Raw genomic sequence first — 19858 nt, forward strand, 5'->3', positions numbered from 1 at the left:
GTGGGACGGGATGTTTGCCACTCGTTTTGATGCGGGGCAGGGTGGGGGCGGACGGATGAAAAGGATTACGATGTCATACCAGCTCGGCAACAGCGATATCGTGGAATTGACCGAATGGCGACGCGAGCTGCACCGTTATCCCGAGATCAGCGGCGAAGAGACGCAGACCGCCAGTCGGGTCGAAGACCGGCTGCGGGCGCTTGGCCCGGATCGTATCCTGACCGGGCTTGGCGGCCACGGCGTCGCGGCAGTGTTCGACGGCGCTGCCGAGGGGCCGGGTATCATGATCCGCTGCGAACTCGACGCGTTGCCGATTCCCGAGATTTCGACATTCGAACATCGCTCGCAGGTGCCGGGCAAGGGGCATCTCTGCGGGCATGATGGGCATATGAGCATGGTCATGGCGGTGGCGCGGGTCCTGTCGCGGCAACGGCCGGAAAAGGGACGCGTGGTGCTGATGTTCCAGCCCGCCGAAGAGGACGGGTCGGGCGCGGCGGCGGTTATCTCCGATCCGCGATTTGATGAGATACGGACAGATTACGCGCTGTCGCTGCACAACATGCCGGGCCTGCCGCTTGGATCGGTTACTCTGCGCTGTGGGCCGGTCAACTGCGCCTCGCGCGGCATGTGCATCCGGCTGAACGGGCGCACCGCCCATGCCTCCGACCCGGCGACCGGGGTTTCCCCGATGGCGGCGCTGGCACGGCTGATGCCGGAACTGACGGCGCTGGGTCGCGGTCATGGTCCCGAGGATGCCGGTTTCACACTTGCGACGGTGACCCATACCCGGCTGGGCGAGCCGACCTTCGGAGTCGCGCCGGGGGAGGCCGAGCTTTGGGTCACGCTGCGCACCATGCTGGATGCGGACATGGCCGATCTGGTCAGCCGCGCCGAGGCGCTGGTTGCGGATTGCGCAACGGAGGCAGGGCTGGAACACCAGATCGATTATCACGACGTGTTCCGCCACTGCGAGAATGACCCGGAAGCCGTTAAATTGCTGACCCGTGCGATGGCGGCCGAAGGGCTTACACCTGGTGACGCCGGCCAGCCCATGCGTGCGTCAGAGGATTTTGGCCGTTTCGGAGATCATGCCAAGGCGGCGATGTTCCTTTTGGGTGCGGGCGAAAGCTGCCCGAGCCTGCATAACCCGGATTACGATTTCCCGGACGAGCTGATCCCGATCGGCGCGCGGATCTTCCTGCGCGCCGTAAATCAGTTGCTGAACGAGACCTAGCTGCGGGTGCCCGAGAAACGCGACTGCCAGTCCTCGCGATCTTCATCGCTGATCTTGGCAAAAAGCACGTCCGGCACGCTGAACTCGTGGCCGACGGGCAGGGCAGAAAGAGCCGAGGCCACATCGTCCGGCCAGCCGGTATCCAGCGTGTTCATTGCGCTTAGCATCCGGGCCGCAGCATCGGGGATGAAGGGCGCCGAGAGCACCGCGTAAAGGCGGATCAGGTTCAGGCCCAGACGAACCTGCATCGCGGCTTTCTTGGGGTCTTCCTTAAAGGTCGACCACGGTGCGGCGGCTTGCAGGTATTCGTTGCCCAGCACCCAGATCGCACGCAGCTCCTGCGCCGACTTGCGCACCTCCATCGCGTCCATGAAACCTTGATACGCGGTGATGCGGGTGGTCAGGTTGGCAATCAGTTCGGCTTCGGGCGCGCCTTGTTCGCCGCCTTCGGGTACGGTTTCACCGAATTTGGAGCGGCAGAACTTGGTGATGCGGCTGACGAAATTGCCCAGCACATCGGCAAGGTCCTTGTTCACCGAAGACTGGAAGTTTTCCCACGTGAATTCACTGTCCGAACTTTCCGGCGCATGCGACAGCAACCACCAGCGCCAGTAATCCGACGGCAGGATCTCGAGCGCCTGATCCATGAACACGCCGCGGCCTTGGCTGGTCGAGAACTGGCCACCGTCATAGTTCAGGTAGTTGAAGGATTTGAGGTGGTCGACCATCTTCCACGGCTCGCCCGATCCCAGCAGAGTGGCCGGGAAGCCGAGCGTGTGGAAAGGCACGTTGTCCTTGCCCATGAACTGGACATAGCGCACGTCATCGGCCCCCTTGTCGGTCCGCCACCAGCGTTCCCAGTCATTGCCGGTCGCCTCGGCCCATTCCTCGGCACAGGCGATGTATTCGATGGGGGCGTCGAACCAGACGTAGAACACCTTGCCTTCCATGCCGGGCCAGTCTTCTTCGCCCTTCTTCACCGCGATGCCCCAGTCGAGGTCGCGGGTGATGCCGCGATCCTGCAAGCCGTCGCCGTCATGGAGCCATTTCTTGGCGATGGACACGGTGAGGATCGGCCAGTCGGTTTTCGTGTCGATCCACTTGTCGAGATCGTCGCGTAGGGCGGACTGGCGCAGGAAAAGGTGCTTGGTCTCGCGCACTTCAAGATCGGTCGAGCCGGAGATCGCCGAGCGGGGCTCGATCAGGTCGGTCGGGTCAAGCTGCTTGGTGCAGTTTTCGCACTGGTCGCCGCGCGCCTTGTCGTAGCCGCAGTTGGGGCAGGTCCCCTCGATATAGCGGTCAGGCAGGAAACGCCCGTCGGCGTTTGAAAAGACCTGCTTTTCCGACACTTCGCGGATCAGCCCGGCCTCGGCCAGTTTGCCGGCGAAATGCTGGGTCAGCTTATGGTTCTGCGGGCTGGAGGAGCGCCCGAAATGGTCAAAGCTCAGCCCGAAACGGCGCGCGATATCGGCCTGTACTTCATGCATCTCGGCGCAGTATTCCGCAACAGGCTTGCCGGCCTTGGCAGCGGCGAGCTCGGCCGGGGTGCCATGTTCATCGGTCGCGCAGAGAAACAGGACCTCGTTGCCGCGACCGCGCAGGTAGCGGGCATAGAGATCGGCCGGAAGCTGCGAGCCGACGAGATTGCCGAGGTGTTTGATCCCGTTGATATAGGGCAGTGCGGATGTGATGAGCGTACGTGTCATGATGCGCCTTTTCTCGATTGGCCTTCCTGTAACGCAGAGTATGTCAAAGGACCAGCCGGGGATTGAGGCGCCGCACGGAAAACGCCGCTCCCGGATCGGGAACGGCGTCGGGAAATGGGTTTAGCGCTGTGTTGTTCAGGCGGTCTTGCGGCGACGGCGTGCGATCAGGCCGAAGACGCCGAAACCGGCAGCGGCCAGCGGCAGCGACGCGGGAACCGGCACGTTCGAGATCGGCGGCGCATCGTATTCGACGACGTATTTCTGGAGGCTGGCGCTGTTCCAGCCATCGTTCCACTTGTCGCCAGAATACCAACCCATAAGGTAATCTTCATTCCAGTAGTTGTTCGGCTCGCCCGAGGCCCAGTTGGAATAGGTGAAGGCTTCGCCGTTTTCCCAGATCCAGTTGCCTTCGGAATCCCTGTCGGTCGCGCCAAGCCATGCAGTCACGTAGGTGCCGCTGTGGGCGGGCGAGCTTGCGGTGAAGGCTGCATTCAACGCATTCAGAAACATCTGCTCTGCCGCGCTGGTGATCGTCGCCAGGTAGCCGGACATGCCATTGTGAGTCGACGAGGTCGCCTTAGCATTGGCTCCGGTCCACGATATATTCTGACCCCAGCCGTAAGAGTTCTTGTTCCAGACGACTTCGTACCAGTGGTCGTTGCCGCCGTCCGCGGCTTTCCATTGCACAGGCGCTGCAACGGCAGGTGCCGCCAGACCCAAAGCAAGGATCGTCCCCACGATCATTGATTTCTTCATTCTAGTCCCTTTCCAGTTCAAAAAATCGATACTTGTGAAAATACCGCGACAACTTAGATGACACAGTTTTGCCACAATGTCATTTTCTGAATGATTTCAAGCGTTTCGTCTGGGATGAAACTGTGTTTCCCGAAGGGAAACCTATGCGTTACGCAGGTAGAGCAGCGTTGCGTAAGCTCATCTTTTCGAGGTGGAGCTGTCCCGGCTGCGGCCCATCAGGCGACCGATGAGGAAGGATGTGCGCGGGGCATACAGGTAAGGTGTCCGCGTGGTGGCCGAGGGGCGCGCGCGCATCCGGGCGATGCCGAAAATGACCAGAATGACATGGCCCATGGCGATCATGGTGAACAGGGCGTCGGGGCCGTAGGCGGTGATCAGGCTTGACGCGGCAAAGGGCGCGGCAATGGCACCGAGCGCGTAAAAGAACATCAGCGCCGCCGAAAGCTCGACCCGTTCGGAACTGTCGGCAAAGTCATGGGCGTGGGACGAGGCGATGGAATAGATCGGAAAGGTGGTCAGCCCAAAGACAAAAGCCGCGCCCATCACACCGACGGTGCCGAACCCCTGCGCACCCATCGTGAGCGCGGAACTGGCGATTGCCGCGACCGAGAGCCAGATCAGCACCCAGCGCCGGTCGTACTTGTCCGCGAGGAGACCCACGGGGAACTGCGCCAGCGCACCGCCGAGAACGAAGGAGGCGAGGAACCAGCCGATCTGCCCCGGGTTCAGCCCGACTTCCTGTCCGTAGATCGGGCCAACCATCCGGAACGAGGCGCTGGAGAGCGCGGCGACAATCACCCCGGCCGCCGCCAGAGGGGAGCGTTCCACCGCGAGCCAGGGCCGCAGCCGCGGGGCCTCGGGCGTTTCGGGTTGACGGGTTGTGGTCAGGGTCAGCGGCAGGATCGCGGCACAGCAAAGGATCGCGAGGATGTTGTAGGAAACATAGCTGGCCGGGGCGAGCACCCCGATCATAAGCTGCGCCACGAGAGAGCCGCTCATATCGACGACACGGTAGGCGCCCGTGGTGCGGCCGCGGGTTTCGTTGGTGACCTTGTCCTGCATCCATGCCTCGATCACCGTATAGCAGCCCGCAACGCAGAGACCGGACATGACCCTCATCAGCGTCCAGGCATAGGGATCGACGACCAGCATATGCGCCAGCAGCCCTATGGCGCCGGTGGCGGTAAAGGCGGCAAAGGCGCGCGAATGTCCGACGCTGCCCATGAGACGCGGTGCCCACCAGCAGCCGATGAAGAACCCAAAGAAATGCGCTGAGCCGAGCAGACCGATTTGCGTCGTGGTAAAGCCAAGCTCGAGCCCGGACAGCGCATCGAGCGGGCCGACGCCGCCCGAGGACAGTTGCAGAAGCAAAACAGAGAGGAAAAGGGCGGCGAAGGAAATGATCAGGCGCATGACGTGCTACAAAGAGCCTCTGGGAACCGGGCAGGCTTGCCCCTTTTCGACGGGGAGATGTCGTTCTTGGCCCTTGTGACCACTTCCGGCAGAGAGGTCGACCGGAAACCGCCCCGGCCGGTAAATGCGTTCTGGCTAGATGTATTTGAGCGGCACGTCCGGCGGGGTGTAAGTCAGGACGGGCGCGCCGGGGGTCACCTCCATCTCGGTGCGGGGGGCGCGCATGATCGCGGTCCATGATTTCACCGGCTCGGTCCGGGCGCGGCGCCGTTCGAGATGCCAGCGCGGGATTTTCCCGAGATAGGCCGCCGACATGGCCCAGCGGGTTTCCACCCCCGGGGCGCCGCCATTGCCGGGCGTGACCAGCAGGCCAAGCGGCGGATTGCCGGTTCTTTCCGCCCCCTGTTCGGCGGCTAGGTGCATCCGTCGCACCGCCGTCAGGTTGGGCGGGGCAGGCAGGTCGGCCACCACCAGCGGGACCACGCCCGAGCGCAGCGCCTCTTCGATGCACCAGAGCAGATCCTCGGCCCGGCGCGGATCGACAAAGATGAACCGGCCCGGATCGACAAAGGGCCACATGCCGTCGGGGTTGAGCTTTTCCTTTTGCCAGGCAGGCGAGATCCACATCACCGTCCCCTCCATCCGGCCGGCCAGCCAGACGGCAAAGGTGTGGCGGGATTCGCCGCAGCATTCGTGGACACGGGTCTTGGCCAGCCCGATGTCGCGATGCAGCATCTGGAGCGGGCGGTGCGGGGCCGCGAGGGAATCGAAGAGATGAGTCGTCATGGGGAGATTTTACATGTTCCTGTTTCGTTCTCAAGGCTGACCTGCGCTTTGCGGTTGCCATCGGTATCCGGGCGGTTAGGGTCGGGCGCGACAAAAAAGGATCCTCCCGATGAAGATGAACCCGCTTGGCCGCACCGGCCTGACCGTTTCCGAACTGTGCCTTGGCACCATGACCTTCGGCACCCAGACCAGCGAGGCCGAAGGCCATGCCCAGATCGACCGGGCGCTGGCCGCGGGCATCAATTTCATCGACACCGCCGAGATGTACCCGGTGAACCCGATCCGCGCCGAGACCATCGGGCGCACCGAAGAGATCATCGGTAACTGGAACGCGGCCAACAAGGGGCGGCGCGATGAATTCGTGCTCGCCACCAAACATTCCGGGGAGGGCTCCCGGGCGCGGAACGGCGCGCCGATTTCGTCCAAGACGATCCCGGAAACGGTTGAAGGGTCGCTGAAGCGGTTGCAGACGGATGTGATCGACCTTTACCAGTTCCACTGGCCGAACCGGGGCAGCTACATGTTTCGCCAGAACTGGACCTATGACCCCTCGGGCCAGAACAAGGATGAGACCATCGCGAACATGGAGGACTGCCTTGAGGCGCTGCAAAAGCAGGTGGACAAGGGCAATATCCGATTTTTCGGCCTGAGCAATGAAAGCGCCTGGGGTACGGCGCAGTTCCTGCGGATCTCGGAAGAGCGCGGCTGGCCCCGCGTGGCGACGATGCAGAACGAATATTCGTTGCTCTGCCGTTTGTATGACACGGATCTGGCCGAGCTGAGCGTGAACGAGGATGTGGGGCTGATCGCCTTTTCGCCGCTGGCGGCGGGTCTTCTGACCGGCAAATACCTTGACGGTGCGGTGCCTGAGGGCTCGCGCAAGTCCATCGTGTCGGATCTGGGCGGGCGCATGACGCCGCGGGTGCACGGGGCGGTTGCAGCCTATGTGGATATCGCCGAGCGACACGGGCTTGACCCGGTTCACATGGCGCTGGCCTGGTGTCGGACGCGGCCCTTCATGGCCTCGGCGATCTTTGGCGCGACGACGATGGATCAGCTGGAAGTGGCGCTGGGCTCGGTTGACGTGGTTCTGTCGGAAGAGGTCATGGGTGAGATCGACAAGGCGCACCGGGCCCATCCCATGCCTTACTGAGGCGTCTGGCGCGGCGGCGGGAGCCTCCGGCGGGGATATTTTAAGAACCCAAAGAAGCAGGGGATTTAGCTCTCTGTCGCAGGCGGCGGGCGGCGCTGCCGTGGGCCTTGTGGAAGGCGCGGGAGAAGCTGGCGGGCGAGGCGAAGCCGGTGGCCAGGGCGATGGCGGTCAGGGGCATGTCGGTGTCGGTGACCAGGCGGAGCGCCTCTGTCAGGCGCAGGTGCAGGTAATGCGCCTGCGGGGTTGTGCTAAGCCGGGTGCGGAACTGCGCCTGAAGCGCGCGGGGGCTGGTGCCGGTGTGTCTGGCGATGGCGGCAATGGTTAGGGGCGTGTCGAGGTTGTCTTCCATCAGGGCGCTGGCGCGGGCGGTGAGGGCCGAGTGGCGCACTCTTGGGCCGGTGCGGCGCTGGGCGCGGGCCGGGTCGGCGGTGCTGTCGTAGATGAAGACCCCGGCGACGCGGGAGGCAAGAGTCTCGCCGCCACGGGCGCCGATCAGGTGCAGCATCATGTCGATTGCCGGGGTGGCGCCGCCGCTGGTCATCCGGGCGCGATCAATATGGAACCGGTCGCGCAGGACGGTGATGGCCGGGAAGCGGATGGCGAAATCTTCCAAGTCTTCCCAGTGTGTTGTGGCGCGGTAGCCGTCGAGCAGACCGGCGCGGGCCATGAGCCAGGGGCCGCCGTCGATGCCAGCGAGGGTGGCGCCGCTGGCGGCGATGCGGCGGAGGCTGGCGATCAGGGCCGGGGTGGCATGGGTTTCGAGATTGAAACCGGCGATGACCAGCAGCAGGTCGCAGGATTCGAGCCGCGAGATCGGGTTGGCCGGGACCTGTAACCCGCTGGTGAGTGTGGCGGGGCTGTCGGTTGCGGTGACATAGTGCCACTCAAAACTCTTGCCGGGGCCGAGCCGGTTGGCGGCGCGCATCGGGTCGATGGCGGCGGCGAAGGACAGCGTGTTGCAGTCGCTCAGCACGAGGGCGGCGACGCGCAGGGGAGTCCGGCTTGGCTGAAAGATGTTTTTGGCGGATTTCATCAATTCGGATTCGTATCATGCAAAGTAGGGTGCGCCAAGTCACGGCATGATCCGCGCCAAAGAGACAAGAAGGAAAAAGCGATGCCGCTGGAAATGAACAAAGAGGTTTTCATCACCTGTGCCGTAACCGGATCCGGGGGAACCCAGGACCGCAGCCCGCATGTGCCACGCTCGCCTGAAGAGATCGCTAACAGCGCGATCGCGGCGGCCAAGGCAGGGGCGGCGGTGGTGCATTGCCATGTGCGCGACCCGGAAACCGGCACGCCGAGCCGGAAAGTCGAATATTATCGTGAGGTTACCGACCTGATCCGCGCCGCTGACGTGGACGTGGTGCTGAACCTGACGGCCGGGATGGGGGGCGATATCGTCTTTGGTTCGCCCGACGCGCCTCTGCCGCTGAACGAGGCCGGGACTGACATGATCGGGGCCAAGGAGCGCATGGCGCATGTGGTCGAATGCCTGCCGGAGATCTGCACGCTCGATTGCGGGACGATGAATTTCGCCGAGGCCGATTACGTGATGGTGAACACGCCGGGCATGTTGCAGGCGATGGGGTCGATGATGACCGAGCTGGGTGTGAAGCCCGAGATCGAAGCCTTCGATACCGGCCATTTGTGGTATGCAAAACAACTGGTTAAGGACGGTATCCTTGACAGCCCGGCGCTGGTGCAGCTTTGCATGGGCGTGCCTTGGGGCGCGCCGGACGACCTCAATACCTTTATGGCGATGGTCAATAACGTGCCAAGCGACTGGACCTTTTCCGGCTTTGGCCTCGGGCGCAACCAGATGGCCTATGTGGCGGCCTCGGTTCTGGCGGGCGGCCATGTGCGGGTCGGTCTGGAAGACAACCTCTGGCTGGAAAAAGGCGTGCTGGCCGAGAACTGGCAGCTGGTCGACCGGGCGAAGACCATCATCGAGAGCATGGGCGCAAAGGTCATCGGACCGGAAGCCGTGCGCGAGAAACTTGGCCTGACCAAGCGGATGCCCAAGTGATCGCTGAGGGGCGGTGGAAGGGGGCGGTGACAGGCATGCACAAGCCGTGCACAAGCCGTACACCCCCTGTACACCGCCGCAGTGCAGCATTGGCGGGGCTTTTGCTGTTGCTCGCCGGGTGTGGCGGGCTTGCCGAGGCGCCGGGCTATCGCGACCCGGAGGCGCCGATTGCGGCGACGACACGGTTCGAACCGGCAGAGTTTGCCGGGACCTACTATGTTGTCGCGGCTTTCGCGGCTGAGGGGCAGGCGCCCCATGCGCTGCCGGTCAGCTATGCTTGGGACGGCACGGCCGAGACCTTTGCCGTGGGTGGGCCGGGCGCGCCCGAGGCGCGTTTTGCACCGCTTGAGGTTATCAAACCGGGACGTCTGCGTCCGGTGGGGCGCAGCGATGTCGAAGACGAGATCTGGGTGCTCTGGACGGATGCGGATTACCGCACCGTGTTGATCAGCGACCGGGCGGGCACCTTCGGGCAGATCCTTGATCGCAGCCCGGGCGGATCGCCCGACCGGATCGCGGCGGCGCGGGACATCCTCGACTGGTACGGGTTTGACCTGAACAAGCTGGAGATGGCGAAATAGGCCGCGTTTCGGCGGCTGGATGAACGGGCCGGGCAGAGGTCGCGCACCCGCCCGAGAAAGAAGAGAGACAGGATATGACAAAGACAGCAGCGATAGTTGGCGGTGGGGTGATCGGCGGCGGATGGGCCGCGCGGTTCCTGCTGAACGGGTGGAACGTGCAGGTGTTCGACCCCGACCCGGAAGCCGAGCGCAAGATCGGTGAAGTGCTGGCCAATGCGCGGCGCTCGCTGCCGGGGCTTTCGGATGCTCCGTTGCCCGAGGAAGGCAAGCTGAGCTTTCACGACGACATGGGCGCAGCGCTGAAGGGCGCGGTCTGGATCCAGGAAAGCGTGCCGGAAGTGCTGGAACTCAAGCACAAGATATTCGCGCAGATCCAGTCGCATTGCGACAAGGGCGCGGTGATCGGGTCTTCGACCTCGGGCTTCAAGCCGAGCGAATTGCAGCAGGGGGCGGACGCGCCGGGGCAGATCATCGTGACCCACCCGTTCAACCCGGTCTATCTGCTGCCCTTGATCGAAGTGGTGACGACCGAGGAGAATGACGCCGATTTCATCGAGGCGGCCAAGGCAGAGCTGACCGGGCTTGGGCTTTACCCGCTGCATCTGAAGAAAGAGATCGACGCGCATATCGCCGACCGTTTCCTTGAAGCGGTGTGGCGCGAGGCGTTGTGGCTCTTGAAGGACGGGATCGCCACGACTGAAGAGATCGACAATGCAATCCGCTATGGTTTTGGCATTCGCTGGGCGCAGATGGGGCTGTTCGAGACCTATCGCGTGGCCGGGGGCGAAGCGGGGATGAAGCATTTCATGGCGCAGTTCGGGCCCTGCCTGAAATTCCCATGGACCAAGCTGATGGATGTGCCCGAGTTCAATGACGAGCTGGTCGACCTGATCGCCGGGCAGTCGGACGAACAGTCCGGGGCCTATTCGATCCGCGAACTCGAACGCATCCGCGACAATAACCTTGTGGCCATGATGCGGGCGCTCAAGGCCCAGGACTGGGGCGCGGGCGCTTTGCTGAAATCGCATGACACGCTGCTGAAGGGTGGCACTCCGCTCGGCACCCCGCTTGAGGCGATGGGCGATCTGAGCCAGCCGATCGTGACGCTGTCACGGGCGGTGCCGCTCGACTGGACGGATTACAACGGGCACATGACGGAATCGCGCTATCTCGATGCCTTTGCCCAGTCGACCGACCGGTTTATGGACCTCATCGGCGCCAATAACGAGTATATCGAAGGTGGCATGAGCTATTTCACCGCCGAGACCCATATTCGCCATCTCGACGAGGTTAGGGCGGGTGAGCGGATCGAGGTGCGCACGCAGATGCTCTTGGGCAAGGGCAAGAAGCTGCACCTGTTCCATTCCATGTATGCGGGTGACAAGCTGCTGGCCACGGGCGAGAGCTTCCTGCTGCATGTGAGCCTTGAGACGCGCCGTCCTTGCGAGCCGTCCGAGGCGGTGTCGGCGGCGATGGCCAAGATCGCCGAGGCGCAGGCCGGGCTGCCCTATCCAGAGGGGGCAGGCAGCGCGATCCGGGCACCGAAGTGAAACGCCGGGTTCTGATCACGGCGGGCGCGGGCGGGATCGGCCGCGCCATGGGTGAGGCCTTTGACGCTGCTGGGTTCGACGTCTGGGTTTCGGATGTGGACGAGGCCGCGCTGGCCGCCTGTCCCGATAGCTGGGCGACCAGCCTGACGGATGTGTCCGATGAGGCTGCGGTCGAGGCGCTGTTTGCCGAGGTGGCGGGCAAGTGGAGCGGGCTGGATGTTCTGTGCATCAATGCCGGGATCGCCGGGCCGACGGCCTCGGTCGAGAATGTCGCGCTGGCGGACTGGCGCGCCTGTCTGGGGGTGACTTTGGATGGCGCGTTTCTTACCGCGAAACACGCCATACCTCTGTTGAAACAGGGGCGGGCCGGATCGATTGTGGTGACCTCCTCGACTGCCGGTCAATATGGCTATCCCAATCGCTCGCCCTATTCGGCGGCGAAATGGGGGGTGATCGGGCTGATGAAAACGCTCGCGATGGAGCTGGGCGCGTACGGCATCCGCGCCAATGCGATCTGCCCCGGCGCGGTGGAAGGGCCGCGTATGGAGGGCGTCTTGCAACGTGAAGCGGCGGCCAAAGGGATGACCCGCGATCAGGTCTATGACGGCTATGCCAGCGGCACCGCGATGGGCCGCTTCGTCGAGGCACGGGATATCGCGGATATGGCGGTGTTTCTGGGCAGCGAGGGGGCGCGGCTGGTGTCGGGTCAGGTGATCGCGGTAGACGGGTTTACGGTGAATCCGGACCCAAAGGTGTAATCAAGGGGCGCGCCTGTAGGCGCATTCTTTTTGTTTATTTGGCATGCCCTCGCAGGCGTTGCGCTTGCCGAGAGGGTGTTGTTCAGCGGGGCGCCTGCGGCGCGTTCCTCTGATTAGATTTGCCGCCCCGGGCAAGTGTTGACCTTTACCGGACAAAATCGCGCAGGCGTTTAAGATGTTTGGGGAAATGTCGGGCCGAGAGATCGGCCTCGCGCACGAGCATGTCGAAATGGCCGGTGAAGGTGGCGATGCGGTCGCTGTCGCGGAAGGCCATGTAATGTCCACCTGCATAAAAGACACAGAGCAGCGGGCCGAAAATGGTGATCGGCGCGGAATATAGCCGTTTCGCATCAAAGAGATAGATCCGCAGGCGCGGGTAGAGCTGGTCGCAGAGGTCAAGCAGGAAATCGATCTGTTCGCGCCGCACCCCGGCATCGAGATCGTGATAATAGCCGATGCCTTGCGCGAAACAGTAGAGCTCGTAGATCGGGATACAGATTTCGTAATCCGAGGCCGAGCCACGCATCCATTGCAGCCGGTCCTCGGAAGCGCCGATGGCCTGATCGGCGGTGCGGCCAAGATGCGGTTTGTATTCCCATTCGATCAGGGCGCGGGTCTTGAGCATGTCGGGCAGGGAGGCAGGCACGTGGCGGATCTTGTAGCCCGCCGCCTCTTTGTGCCAGTCAAAGATTTTCTCATCCACCAGCGCGCGCGGGGCCTCGGTGAGCGAGAGCGAGCCGGCCATGAGTTCCGCCGCGCTTTCGCGCCGGTCCGAGAGGGACAGCAGCCAGTCGGCGGACACCCCGAGCACCGAGGCGCAGGCCCCCACCACATGGGCATTGGGCAGTCGCGCCCCCTCATCCGCCAGAAGCTGGGAAATGGTCGACCGGTCCACCCCGATCCGCCGTGACAGCTCGCTTTGCGTGGTGCCGGTCTGCGCCATTGCGTCTGCGAGGCGGGCGCGGAATTGGGCAGCCCTAACCCTTTTGTCCATTTTTTCGATCATATGTTTATAATTATCATCACTGTGGAGATTTGTTTACTGTAAACCGAATTGTCACAGTTTTGTGATGCTGTTTACTGGAGGCGGGACAGACACGGAAAAACAACAATGACAATTGCGACACGCGCGCGGGTACAGGACCGCGCGCCGACGGTGGAGTGGTTTACATTCCTATTGATAACAGGATGTTACGGAACTTGGTTGGGGGCCTTGTTCTGGGCAGCCGCGCCTCTGGGGGCTTGGGGCATACCGGTGATTTCCTTTGCCGCCGTTCTGCATTCATCGCTGACCCATGAGGCGCTGCATGGTCATCCGTTTCGTAGCCGTTTCTGGAACGAGGCGGTGATGTTCCTGCCGCTATCGCTGAGCGTGCCTTATGCGCGGTTCCGCGATCTGCATCTGGCGCATCACCGCGACTCAAACCTGACCGATCCTTACGACGATCCCGAAAGCAATTACCTCGACCCGGTGGTCTGGGCGCGACTGCCCATGTGGCAGCGCAGGCTGCTGAGGGTCAACAACACGCTGGCGGGGCGCGTCCTGATTGGGCCGGTCATCGGGCAGGTGGTGTTCATGGTGTCAGAACTGCGGCTGATCCTGGCCCGGGAAGCGGGCGTGTTACGGGCGTGGATCGCGCATCTGATCGGCGTGGCGGTGGTGCTGGCGCTGGTCTGGCTGTCGCCGATGCCGCTCTGGGCCTATCTCGTGGCTTGCTACATCGCGCTGGGCGTGCTGCGCATCCGCACATTCCTTGAGCATCAGGCCCATGAAAAGGTGCGCGGCCGCTCGGTGATCATCGAGGATCGTGGTGTGCTGGCTTTTCTTTTCCTGAACAACAACCTGCACTTGGTCCACCACATGCATCCCGGCGTTCCGTGGTACCGGCTGCCCGCGGTCTACCGGGCGGGGCGGGCGCGCTTTCTGGCGATCAACAAGGGCTATACCTACCGGTCATATGGCGAGGTGTTCCGACGCTTTTTCCTGCGCGCAAAGGATCCGGTGGTGCATCCGCTCTGGCGGGGCCCGGGAAAGTAAGCCATTAGCATGGCATGGAATTATGGATCCCCGTCACGCTAGCGGCCGCGTCGTTCCAGACGGCGCGGTTCATGCTGCAAAAGACGCTGAGCACCACGCGGCTCAGTGCCGCCGGTGCGACATTCGCGCGGTTTCTCTATTCTGCGCCTTTCGTGCTGATCGCGTTTGCGATCTATCTCTACGCCACCGGGAAATCGCTGCCGCCGCTGGGGCCGGCATTCTGGGGCTTTGCCGCGGTCGGCGGGCTGACGCAGATCCTTGCGACGGTCTTTGTGGTGATGCTGTTCAAGCAGCGCAATTTCGCGGTGGGGATCACCTTCAAGAAGACCGAGGTGATCCAGACCGCGCTGGTCGGCTGGGTGGTGCTGGGCGAGGGGGTGAGCCTGCCTGCGTTTCTGGCTATCCTGATCGGGTTGATCGCGGTGCTGATCCTGTCGAATACGCCCGAGATCACCGGGCCGTGGTGGCGGCAGCTGACCTCACGCGGGCCGTTGCTGGGGCTGGGATCGGGCGTGCTTTTCGCGATCTCGGGGGTGACTTATCGCGGCGCGTCGCTGCAGCTTGACCTTGCAGCGCCCGAGCGGGCCGGGATCACGCTGGCGGCGGTGGTGACGATGCAGATGATTGCCATGGCGATCTGGCTGACTTGGCGCGAGCCGACCGAGATCCGTGCGGTCTGGGCGGCGCGGCGCACGGCGGTCTGGATCGGGCTGACCTCGATGGCGGGGTCGTTCTGCTGGTTCACGGCCTTTACCTTGCAGAACGCCGCCTATGTGAACGCGCTCGGCCAGATCGAGATGGTGCTTTCGCTGCTGGCGACAGTGCTGTTCTTCCGCGAGAAAGTCTCCATGCGCGAGTTGTTCGGCATGGCGCTGCTGGGTCTGTCGATCCTTGTGCTGATCGCGGTGATCTAAGGGCCTAGTCCGGTTGCGGGTAACCCTTGAGGCGCAGGAAAAGGCTCTCTTCGGCGCCATTGTGGAAATAGGGCACGGATTCGGGTGGATTTTCATCGCGTACGCGGGCCTCGACCTCGGCCAGAACCACCTCGGTGATGAAGGGCAGGTCGAAATTGCGCGCGTCGGTCAGCTTGATCCATTGCAGGTGTGAAAGCTCGTCGCAGGCGGCGTCGAAGTCATCCAGATCGCCCTGGATATGGGTGGCATCGACAAGGAAGAACCGCGCATCGAAGCGGCGCGGGCGGCCCGGCGGCGTGAGCGCGCGGAACACGAATTGCAGCGCCTCGGCCGAGGGCAGGTGGCCGGTGGCGGCAAAGGTTTCCCAGTCGGGCGGCGGGGCCATGGGCCAGTCGCCGGGCGTGCCGAGCACGAGGCCGGTTTCCTCCCACAATTCGCGGATCGCCCCGGCAGCCAGCGCGTGCTGAAGCCCCGGTTCGGCGTTTTCGGCCAAGCGTTCGCTGCAGAGCGCGGGCAGCGGGCGGGCCAGAGGGATCTCGGCATCGCCCGGGTCGATGGCGCCGCCGGGAAAGACGAACTTGTTCGGCATGAAGGCGGCCTTTGCGCCGCGCTGGCCCATCAGAATGGCAGGTTCATGATGACGGTCACGCAGCACGATCACCGTGGCTGCGTTCCGGATTGCCGATTTGTCTATGCTCATTCGCCCCCCTTCGCGGGGCGTCTCTTAGCCGGTTTTCCCGAAGCCATAGAGTTGTCGCGCCCATTGATAGCCGACAATCGCCCCTTTCAGTCTGGGCAGAAGGTAGAGGGATAAACCGACGCAGCCAACCGCAAAAATGGTGAAGAGTGTCATCGGTTCCGGACGCCATGTGACAAAGGCGAAATGCAGTCCCGGCGCCATCAGATGGCCGACGATCAGGATCGTCAGATAGGCCGGGCCGTCGTCGGCGCGGTGGTGAAAGAATTCCTCTCCGCATACCTGACAACTGTCGTTCACCTTGAGATAGCCCTTGAGCAGGGGACCCGAGCCGCAATTGGGGCATTTACGCCGCCAGCCACGCCACAGCGCTGGTTTCAGCGGGCGTCCGTCCGCCTTCTCATCGGTTTGCGGCAGCTCCGATGGGGTCGTCACAATGGTATCATGGCTCATGGCAATCGTACTCCTTGCGCAGAAAATACGCTTTGATGCGCGATCCGAAAGGGGGCAGGTCGCCGTTGCGTCGCGATGTCGCAAAGCCGGGCGGGCAAAAAAAATCCGAAAGCGATGCGACGGAAACCTGGGGGGGTCGCGTTTGAAGTGTATGGTCGGCGGGACAAGCCGGTCGAGTAAAGAGGAAAGATATGATGAATTATAAAGGTTTTATCTCGGGCATTCTGGTTGTCGCAGCGACTGTGACGGCAACGTCGGTTCTGGCCGAGGGCCGTATGCACCCGCGTCCCGAGCCGATCAGCTTTGAGTCGCTCGACACCAATGGCGATGGCGGCATCACCATGGAAGAGATGCAAGCCCATCGCATGGATCGTTTCAACGAAGGCGATGCGAACGGTGATGGCGTGCTGGACCGCGATGAGATGCTGGCCGGTGCGATGAAGCGGGCCGAAGCGCGGGTCGACGGCATGATCGAGCGCTTTGACAAGGATGGCGACGGCATGATTTCCGCCGAGGAAATGCCGCAGCCCCCAAAGGACCGCGCCGAGCGGATGTTCAACCGGGTCGACGCCAATGACGACGGAGCCATCTCGGAAGAGGAATTCGCCCAGATGCAGGAGCGGATGAAAGAGCGTCACGGTGACGGCCACATGAAGCGGGGCGACAAGGGCGAAGCGAAACCCGCGCCGCAGGATTGATCCGGTGCCGGGACGCGCGATTCTGAGCGGCTTGCCGCAGGACGGCGTGTCCCGGGAACCGGCATGGGTCTGGCCGGGACCGGCCGGACATGCAAGGAAGAGGGTCAGCAGCCTGACCCCGGCGAGGACGGTGCCCGCGGCGGGCACCGCAGCCCGGCCCCGGGATCAGCGACCGGCTGGCAGGAAAACGGAAGTATCGCCCTCTATGACGTCCATCCAGGATCCCGATGCCAAGTGGCTGGAACGTTTTGCCGCCGGTGATCCGCGCGCCGCCAGGGCGCTGACCGACAGTCTGGCGCCGCGCAGCTATGCGGTGGCCCTGCGGGTGCTGGGCGATGCGGCCGCAGCCGAGGACGTGGTGCAGGATGCGATGATGCGGCTCTGGCGGGTGGCGCCAGACTGGGAAAGCGGCTCGGCCAAGGTGTCGACCTGGCTTTACCGGGTGACGCTGAACCTTTGTATCGATCTCAAGCGTCGGCGGCGCGGGGGCATGGCCTCGATCGACGAGGTTGCCGAACCGGCCGATCCGGCGCCCACGGCACCAGAACAGATGCAGGACGCGGCGCGCGTGGACGCGTTGCAGGTGGCGCTGATGCAACTGCCCGAGCGGCAACGCGAAGCGGTGGTCTTGCGCCATATAGAGGAATTGTCCAACCCGGAGATCGCCGGGATCATGGATATCAGCACCGAAGCCGTCGAGAGCCTGACGGCCCGGGGCAAACGGGCGCTCGCGGCTTTGCTGGCCGGGCGCAGGGAAGAACTGGGGTATGAACATGGATGACAAGCTCAGCGATCTGAACGCGTTTTTCGACGCCGCGCGGCGTGACAGTGTCGTCCTGCCCGAAGGATTGCGCGCGCGCATATTGGCGGATGCCGGGCGGGTGCAGGGCGGGGTCGCGTTGAATGCGCCCGCTGGCCAAACCGGTTTCTTCGAGCGGCTGCGCGAGGTGCTGGGCGGCTGGGCCGGGATCGGCGGGCTGGCGGCCGCCTGTGCCGCCGGTGTCTGGATGGGCTTTGCACCCCCGGCGGCGATGCCCGATCCGGTGGCGATCCTGATGCAGAACACCGAGACGCAGGTCGATCTGTTTGCCAGCGAGACGCTGCAAATGGCGATGGCAGAGGATTTCTGAGATGGTTGAGGATGTGACACCCGGCCGGTCGCGCCGGTTCCGTATCGTGCTGATCCTGTCGCTGGCGGCGAACCTTCTGTTCATTGGCTTGATGGTGGGCGCGGTCATGCGCCACGGCCATGACGTTACAAGATACCGTGACCGTCCGCCTTCGGTCGGGGCGGCGCTGTTCCGGGCGCTGCCGCGCGAGGACAAGCGCGAGATCCGCGAGGCGATGCATCAGCGGGACAGCCTTGTCAGGGATGCGGAACGACAGTCGGATTTCGCCGAGATCCGAGCCCTTTTGATCGCCGAACCTTTCGATTCCGCGGCACTGGAAGACGCTATGCGTCGCCAGATCGACAAGCGCCACGATTTCATCGAGCAGGCACAGGTGGACTGGGTCGCACGTATCGCGGCGATGGATGCGGGCGAGCGGGCCGAGTATGTCGAACGGCTCGACCGGGTGATCGAAGAGAAAACCAGCCGCAAAAAGCCCTGAGAGCGCCGGATCAGGCCGCCTGTTCCGGGGACAGCATGACTTGGTTCCGGCCGCCGTTCTTGGCTTGGTAGAGCGCGCGGTCTGCTTCCTCGATGAGGGATTTCGCGCTGCCTTCGATATCGGAGGGCAGGATGTTGCCGGGCAGCCCCACCATCGCGCCAATGCTGATCGTGAGCGGCACCGGTTCGTGATGGTCCTTGATTACAAAGGGGCGCGCGTTGATTTCGCGGCAAAGCCGTCCTGCGACCTCGGTCGCCGAAGCACTGTCGATGCAGGGCATGACGATCATGAATTCCTCGCCCCCGACGCGGGCCAGCATGTCGATCGGGCGCATCAGCCCGTGCAGCCGGTCGGCGGTTTCAACAAGCACCGCGTCGCCTGCGAGATGGCCGAATTCATCGTTGATCCGCTTGAAGTGATCGAGATCGGCGAGCAAAAGCGCGAATTGCGTGCCATCGCGCACCGCCTCGCGCAGGGTCCGGCTTAGGTAGGGGAGCGCATAGCGACGGTTGTAAAGCCCGGTCATCGGGTCGAGCACCGCGTCGCGCAACCCGCTGCGGACCGAGGCGCGCAGCTGGTCGAACCTTGCCTTGCGCTGCAATTGCTTGTCGAGCCGCAGCATCAGTTCCGCCGGGTCGAACCCGTTCTGCATCACGTCATGCGCGCCGCGATCGAGCGCCTCGACCGCGCGTTCCATGTTGGCCGGATCGACCACCGCGATCATGGCCGCGTGATGGGTCGAGGCACGCGCCCTGAGATCGGAGATCATCTGAAGCCCGTTCAGATGCGGCGCGTTCGACACCTCGATCACGAAGGCATCGGCGACCGGGTCCGCCAGCAGCGCCTGTATGTCGTTGCTGGGATGAACCGTGAAATGATGCCGTCCTTCGGATTTGAGGGCCATTTGCCAGCGCAGGGCCGTGCGGCTGTCATTGCTGATGACGGTGACGCGGGCTTTGCGGCCAAAGCTGGCGACCGGTTCGGAGAACCCGAATTCGCGGGTGGCGACGGCGGAGAGATAGGGATCTTCCTCGGAGAGGCGGGCGCGCATAAGCGAACGGATCCGGGCCTGAAGCAGGCGGTCGCTGATCGGCTGGTTGATCACGTCTTCGATCCCCGAGGCAAGCGCGGCGATGCGGCTTTCCTTGTCGTTTTCGGCGGCGATGGCGATGATCGGAATGCGCGGGGTAAGATCGGGCTGGCCGATGATGCGCCCCACATCCATCGCGTTGCCATCGGGCAGGCGCATCGCGGTGAGGATCAGATCGGGCCGGCAGCGGCGCAGCAGGCTTGGCAGGTCGGCAATCCGGTCGGCCTGCACAACATGGTAATAAGAGGCCGACAATTGAACCTTTAACATGATTCGGTTCGTGGAAATTCCATCTAGGATAAGGATGGTACCAAGCACATCGGAGCCTTTCCGAATTCGATTATTATTTGAATGACAATGTTGACGAGAGACCTTAACAAACTGTTTCCGCTGA

Annotated in this window: 21 protein-coding genes; 12 read left to right on the forward strand and 9 right to left on the reverse strand. The window is 63.3% G+C overall.

Translation table 11 applies throughout. The features are described 5' to 3' along the window. Nucleotides 1-70 precede the first annotated feature (70 nt). Nucleotides 71-1234: an amidohydrolase gene (locus ACU0FH_RS21750; RefSeq protein ID WP_446196774.1), complete on the forward strand. Its 1164-nt coding sequence runs from the start codon at nucleotides 71-73 to the stop codon at nucleotides 1232-1234. Here the strand turns inward: ACU0FH_RS21750 and metG are convergent. The 4 genes from metG to ACU0FH_RS21770 form a co-directional block, all read right to left on the reverse strand. Continuing rightward, nucleotides 1231-2940: a methionine--tRNA ligase gene (metG, locus tag ACU0FH_RS21755; protein ID WP_446196775.1), complete on the reverse strand. Its 1710-nt coding sequence runs from the start codon at nucleotides 2938-2940 to the stop codon at nucleotides 1231-1233. The genes ACU0FH_RS21750 and metG overlap by 4 nt on opposite strands. A 135-nt stretch (nucleotides 2941-3075) precedes the next feature. Continuing rightward, nucleotides 3076-3696, reverse strand: coding sequence for a lectin-like protein (locus ACU0FH_RS21760; protein WP_446196776.1), 621 nt, complete (start codon nucleotides 3694-3696; stop codon nucleotides 3076-3078). A gap of 177 nt (nucleotides 3697-3873) precedes the next feature. Beyond that, entirely contained in the window at nucleotides 3874-5109 is a 1236-nt protein-coding gene (locus ACU0FH_RS21765; RefSeq protein ID WP_446196777.1) for an MFS transporter, read from the reverse strand. A 135-nt stretch (nucleotides 5110-5244) separates the two neighbouring features. After that, entirely contained in the window at nucleotides 5245-5895 is a 651-nt protein-coding gene (locus ACU0FH_RS21770) for an ImuA family protein (RefSeq protein WP_446196778.1), read from the reverse strand. Between the two features lie 109 nt (nucleotides 5896-6004). Between ACU0FH_RS21770 and ACU0FH_RS21775 the strand changes: the two genes are divergently transcribed. Beyond that, entirely contained in the window at nucleotides 6005-7048 is a 1044-nt protein-coding gene (locus ACU0FH_RS21775; protein WP_446196779.1) for an aldo/keto reductase, read from the forward strand. 40 nt (nucleotides 7049-7088) lie between these two features. Here the strand turns inward: ACU0FH_RS21775 and ACU0FH_RS21780 are convergent, their stop codons facing one another. Beyond that, nucleotides 7089-8081 (reverse strand): GlxA family transcriptional regulator, encoded by a 993-nt coding sequence (locus ACU0FH_RS21780; protein ID WP_446196780.1) that lies wholly within the window; start codon nucleotides 8079-8081, stop codon nucleotides 7089-7091. Nucleotides 8082-8162: 81 nt separating this feature from the next. Between ACU0FH_RS21780 and ACU0FH_RS21785 the strand changes: the two genes are divergently transcribed. The 4 genes from ACU0FH_RS21785 to ACU0FH_RS21800 all read left to right on the forward strand — a co-directional run bounded on the left by ACU0FH_RS21785 (nucleotide 8163) and on the right by ACU0FH_RS21800 (nucleotide 11963). Next, nucleotides 8163-9074, forward strand: coding sequence for a 3-keto-5-aminohexanoate cleavage protein (locus ACU0FH_RS21785; RefSeq protein ID WP_446196781.1), 912 nt, complete (start codon nucleotides 8163-8165; stop codon nucleotides 9072-9074). A gap of 89 nt (nucleotides 9075-9163) precedes the next feature. Next, nucleotides 9164-9655 carry a lipocalin family protein gene (locus ACU0FH_RS21790; RefSeq protein WP_446196782.1) on the forward strand — a complete coding sequence of 164 codons (492 nt, stop codon included), beginning with the start codon at nucleotides 9164-9166 and terminating at the stop codon, nucleotides 9653-9655. 74 nt (nucleotides 9656-9729) lie between these two features. Beyond that, a complete protein-coding gene (locus tag ACU0FH_RS21795) occupies nucleotides 9730-11205 on the forward strand; it encodes a carnitine 3-dehydrogenase (RefSeq protein ID WP_446196783.1) in 1476 nt (491 codons plus the stop codon). Then, a complete protein-coding gene (locus ACU0FH_RS21800; RefSeq protein ID WP_446196784.1) occupies nucleotides 11202-11963 on the forward strand; it encodes an SDR family oxidoreductase in 762 nt (253 codons plus the stop codon). Before ACU0FH_RS21795 ends, ACU0FH_RS21800 begins: the two co-directional genes overlap by 4 nt. A gap of 145 nt (nucleotides 11964-12108) precedes the next feature. On the opposite strand, the gene ACU0FH_RS21805 is transcribed toward ACU0FH_RS21800, so the two are convergent. Next, nucleotides 12109-12969, reverse strand: coding sequence for a helix-turn-helix domain-containing protein (locus ACU0FH_RS21805; RefSeq protein ID WP_446196785.1), 861 nt, complete (start codon nucleotides 12967-12969; stop codon nucleotides 12109-12111). A gap of 105 nt (nucleotides 12970-13074) precedes the next feature. On the opposite strand from ACU0FH_RS21805, the gene ACU0FH_RS21810 reads away from it, so the two are divergent. Then, entirely contained in the window at nucleotides 13075-14001 is a 927-nt protein-coding gene (locus ACU0FH_RS21810; protein WP_446196786.1) for a fatty acid desaturase, read from the forward strand. Nucleotides 14002-14015: 14 nt separating this feature from the next. Further along, nucleotides 14016-14915 (forward strand): EamA family transporter, encoded by a 900-nt coding sequence (locus ACU0FH_RS21815; RefSeq protein ID WP_446196787.1) that lies wholly within the window; start codon nucleotides 14016-14018, stop codon nucleotides 14913-14915. 4 nt (nucleotides 14916-14919) lie between these two features. Here ACU0FH_RS21815 and ACU0FH_RS21820 read toward each other — a convergent pair whose 3' ends face one another. Continuing rightward, on the reverse strand, nucleotides 14920-15615 hold the full coding sequence (locus tag ACU0FH_RS21820; protein WP_088635565.1) for an NUDIX hydrolase: 696 nt from the start codon (nucleotides 15613-15615) through the stop codon (nucleotides 14920-14922). A 24-nt stretch (nucleotides 15616-15639) separates the two neighbouring features. Continuing rightward, the gene (locus ACU0FH_RS21825) at nucleotides 15640-16065 is read right to left on the reverse strand and encodes a DUF983 domain-containing protein (RefSeq protein ID WP_446196788.1); all 426 of its coding nucleotides are present in this window, start codon (nucleotides 16063-16065) and stop codon (nucleotides 15640-15642) included. 191 nt (nucleotides 16066-16256) lie between these two features. Here ACU0FH_RS21825 and ACU0FH_RS21830 point away from each other — a divergent pair, with 191 nt between their 5' ends. The 4 genes from ACU0FH_RS21830 (at nucleotide 16257) to ACU0FH_RS21845 (ending at nucleotide 18374) form a co-directional block, all read left to right on the forward strand. Further along, nucleotides 16257-16763 carry an EF-hand domain-containing protein gene (locus ACU0FH_RS21830; protein WP_446196789.1) on the forward strand — a complete coding sequence of 169 codons (507 nt, stop codon included), beginning with the start codon at nucleotides 16257-16259 and terminating at the stop codon, nucleotides 16761-16763. A 205-nt stretch (nucleotides 16764-16968) separates the two neighbouring features. Beyond that, complete coding sequence (locus tag ACU0FH_RS21835) at nucleotides 16969-17544, forward strand: RNA polymerase sigma factor (protein WP_446196790.1); 576 nt, start codon at nucleotides 16969-16971, stop codon at nucleotides 17542-17544. Next, nucleotides 17531-17893, forward strand: a complete 363-nt coding sequence (locus ACU0FH_RS21840) for a hypothetical protein (protein ID WP_446196791.1) — start codon at nucleotides 17531-17533, stop codon at nucleotides 17891-17893. Before ACU0FH_RS21835 ends, ACU0FH_RS21840 begins: the two co-directional genes overlap by 14 nt. A gap of 1 nt (nucleotide 17894) precedes the next feature. Next, complete coding sequence (locus ACU0FH_RS21845) at nucleotides 17895-18374, forward strand: periplasmic heavy metal sensor (protein WP_446196792.1); 480 nt, start codon at nucleotides 17895-17897, stop codon at nucleotides 18372-18374. Between the two features lie 10 nt (nucleotides 18375-18384). On the opposite strand, the gene ACU0FH_RS21850 is transcribed toward ACU0FH_RS21845, so the two are convergent. Next, entirely contained in the window at nucleotides 18385-19782 is a 1398-nt protein-coding gene (locus ACU0FH_RS21850; RefSeq protein WP_446196793.1) for a diguanylate cyclase domain-containing protein, read from the reverse strand. Nucleotides 19783-19858 lie beyond the last annotated feature (76 nt).

This window comes from Heliomarina sp. (assembly GCF_052826185.1).